2 protein-coding genes and 1 pseudogene are annotated in these 3,701 nt (G+C 69.0%); all 3 read left to right on the top strand.

The genetic code is table 11. The features are described 5' to 3' along the window. Positions 1-254, top strand: a pseudogene (locus AC1DU6_RS23360) (hypothetical protein); the annotation flags it as partial. After that, positions 232-1,803 (top strand): hybrid sensor histidine kinase/response regulator, encoded by a 1,572-nt coding sequence (locus AC1DU6_RS23355; protein ID WP_457320891.1) that lies wholly within the window; start codon positions 232-234, stop codon positions 1,801-1,803. The pseudogene AC1DU6_RS23360 and the gene AC1DU6_RS23355, both read left to right, overlap by 23 nt. Positions 1,804-1,950: 147 nt before the next feature. Beyond that, positions 1,951-3,701, top strand: a 1,751-nt coding sequence (locus tag AC1DU6_RS23350; RefSeq protein WP_477859960.1) for a M16 family metallopeptidase, incomplete at its 3' end; no start/stop codon positions are given.

Below are 3,701 nucleotides of genomic sequence, written 5' to 3'. Positions count from 1 at the left end.
TGAGCTATCTGGCCGATGCCGTCGTGCTGTTCAGGATGTACGAGCATGCCGGCGCGGTGCGCAAGGCCATCTCGGTCATCAAGAAGCGCAGCGGCCGGCATGAGGACACCATCCGCCAGCTGTGGTTCGACGGCCAGGGCGTGCACCTGGGGCCGCCGCTGGTGCATCTGCGCGGCGTGCTGGCGGGCGTTCCCGTCGAGTTGCCGTTCCAGCACGAGGGTGAGTCTGGCGATGATCGAACGGGACGACGCTGACCGCTCCTGCAGCGAGCGCGTCATCGTGCTGGCGCCGACGGCACGTGACGGCGACGTCACGCGCAGGCTGCTGGCCGAGGCGGGCATCGATGTCGCCGTCTGCCAGGGCTGGCGCCATGCCGAGGAGCTGATGCACGAGGGCGCCGGTGCATTGATGGTCACCGATGCCGCCTTTGCCGACGCGGGCTTCGCAGTGCTGCTGAACGTGCTGGAGCGCCAGCCCGCATGGTCCAACCTGCCCGTGGTGGCCCTGTGCCGCCACGGCCTGGAGGCGCCGGGGCTGCGCGAGGCAAGGCTGCGCAACCTCACGGTGCTGGACCGGCCGACGTCGACGCGCGTGATGGTCAGCGCGGTGCGAACGGCCCTGCGCGGGCGGCGCTGGCAGTACCAGATCCGCGACCAGATCGACTCGCTGCTGCGCGCGGACCACTCGCTGCGTCAGGCCGATCAGCGCAAGGACGAGTTCCTGGCCACGCTGGCCCACGAGCTGCGCAACCCGCTGGCACCCATCCGGACCGGCCTGCAGCTGCTGGGCGCCAACCCGCCGCGGGAGGAGGCGCAGTACAAGGGTGTCACGGACATGATGGACCGGCAGATGAGCCATTTGCTGCGCCTCATCGACGACCTGCTCGAGGTGTCGCGCATCTCGACCGGCAAGCTCATCCTGCAGCGCGAGTCGCTGGACATGCGCCGCGTCGTTGAGATGGCGCTGGAGTCCTGCCAGCCGCTGATCGAACGGGGGGGGCACCAGCTCAGCGTCACGCTGCCGGACGAGGAGCTTTGGGTGGACGGCGACCTGACGCGGCTGGCGCAGTCGCTGAGCAACCTGCTGAACAACGCGGCCAAGTACACGCCCGATGGCGGCCGCATCTGGGTCACGCTGGCTCGCGCCGGCGCGCAGGCCGTGCTGACCGTGCGCGACAGCGGCGTGGGCGTGCCGCAGGACATGATCGGGCGCGTCTTCGACATGTTTGCCCAGGTGAACCGGTCGCTGGAGCGCGCCCAGGGCGGGCTGGGCATCGGCCTCGCCCTGGTCAGGAGCCTGGTGACGCTGCACGGTGGCCAGGTCAGCGCGGTGAGCGCCGGGCCGGGCCTGGGCAGCACGTTCACCATCGAGCTGCCGCTGGCGGCCGAAGATTCCGCACCGGCGCCACTGCCAGCCGCCGAGCCCGAGCCAGCCCCGCCGGCGCGCATCCTGGTGGTGGACGACAACGACGATGCGGCCACGTCGCTGGCCATGCTGCTGTCGCTGTCGGGCCACGAGGTCGAGGTCGCGAACAGCGGCCCGGCCGCGTTGCAGACGGCTGCCAGCTTCCTGCCGCAGGCCGTCTTCTGCGACGTCGGCATGCCCGGCATGGATGGCCACGAGTTCGCGACCCGATTGCGCCAGGACCCGCGCTTTGCGTCCACGCTGCTGGTGGCGCTGACGGGCTGGGGCTCGGAGGAAGACAAGAAGCGCTCGCGCGCCGCCGGCTTTGACGAGCACCTGACCAAACCGGCCAGCGTGGATGCGGTTTCCGCCCTGTTGGCCCGTTTGCAGGCCGGTTGACGTGTTGTTGGGGAAGCGAGCGCGGACGCTCGGCCGGGGGGCGTCACGTCTGCATTGGAATCTGACGAACCCTGACCGATGGCCGGGCCTGTAAAACCGCGCAGAATCCCCGCCAAGCCGAAGATGCGGCTGCCTGGAGAGAGACAGATGATGAGAGTGCTGGATGGGTGGATGCCGCGAGCCCTGGGCGTCGCCCTGATGAGCCTGGCCCTGGGGGCGGCGCAGGCCCAGCCTCAGCCGGTGCCCAAGGCCAAGCCCGCCGTGGCGGCGCATGCGGCCGGCGTTGCAACACCCGAAAAGGTGCGCGAGCTGGGCGGCATTGAGGAATACCGCCTGCCCAACGGCCTGCAGCTGCTGCTCTTCCCCGACGCGACGCAGACCACCACCACCGTCAACATCACCTACCGCGTCGGCAGCCGCCATGAGGCGCCCGGTGAATACGGCATGGCCCACCTGCTGGAGCACATGCTGTTCAAGGGCACCGAGAGGCAGAAGGACATCCCCGGCGCGATGGCGCTGCGCGGCGTCAAGTTCAACGGCACGACGACGGTGGACCGCACCAACTACTTCGCGAGCTTCAACGCGAATGCCGACACCCTGGCCTTCCTGCTCGACCTGGAAGCTGATCGCATGGTGAACAGCCGCGTCGCCAAGGTCGACCTGGACACCGAGATGAGCGTGGTGCGCAATGAGTTCGAGCGCGGCGAGAACCAGCCGTTTGCCGTGCTGAACCAGCGTGTCAATGCGGCAGCGTTTGCCTGGCATCCCTATGGCCACGCCACCATCGGCCCCAAGAGCGACATCGAGAATGTGCCGATCGAGAAGCTGCAGGCTTTCTACAAGCGCTATTACCGGCCCGACAACGCGACGCTACTGATCGCCGGCCAGTTCGACAAGGCCGCGACGCTGGCGCTGATCGCCAAGCACTTCGGTGCTACGCCCAAGCCCGCCGCGCCCATCCCGCAGCCCTACACGGTCGAGCCCGCCCAGGACGGCGAGCGCACCGTCGTCGTGCGCCGTGTCGGCGGCCAGCCCATCCTGCTGGCGGCCTATCACGTGCCGGCCATCACCCACCCCGACACGCCGGCGCTGGTCGTTTACGGCCTGTTGATGAGCCTGCAGCCCAGCGGCCAGCTCTACAAGCAACTGGTCGAGCCCAAGCTGGCGGTCGCCGCGGGTATTGGCGGCGCGGGCGGAGCGGAGCCAGGCACCGTGGGCGCCTACGCGGTGCTGCCGCCGGGGGCCGATGTCGACAAGATCGAAACCCTGCTGCTGGACCTTGCCGAGGGCCGCGCGGCCAAGCCCTTCGAGGAGAGCGAACTCGGGCGCGTGCGCGACATCGCCGTCAACAGCTACCGCCAGCAGATGAAGAACCCCGAGGCGCTGATCCAGCAGATCTCCGGGTTGATCGCTGCAGGCGACTGGCGGCTGCTCTTCCAGCTGATGGAAGACATTCCCAAGGTCACGCTGGCGGACGTCGAGCGCGTGCGCTCCGCCTATTTCAAGCCGGCCAATCGCACGCTGGGCCGTTACCTGCCGGTCAACGCCGTCGAGCGCGTGGACATCCCCGCCGCGCCGTCGCTGGCGCAGCGCCTGGCCGAACTGAAGGGCCCGCCCAAGGTGGAGGAGGGCGAACAGCTCGAGCCTGTGCCAGCGGTGCTGGAGACGCGCATGTCGCGCACGGCCTTGCCCAGCGGCATCGCACTGCACACGCTGAAGAAGCAGACGCGCGGCAACACCGTCGTGCTGCAGATGCAGCTGCGCTGGGGCGAACGCGACGCGACCTTCGCGCGCAACGGCACCGGCATGGTCGGCGCACTGATGGATGAGGGCAGTGCCGGCTACACCAAGCAGCAGTTGCAGGACGCGCTGATCAAGCTGCGCGCCAACCTCAACAT

This window comes from Roseateles sp. P5_B10 (assembly GCF_056400485.1).
Note: the sequence above shows the minus strand (reverse complement) of the source record. Positions and strands in the feature narration are given on the sequence as shown.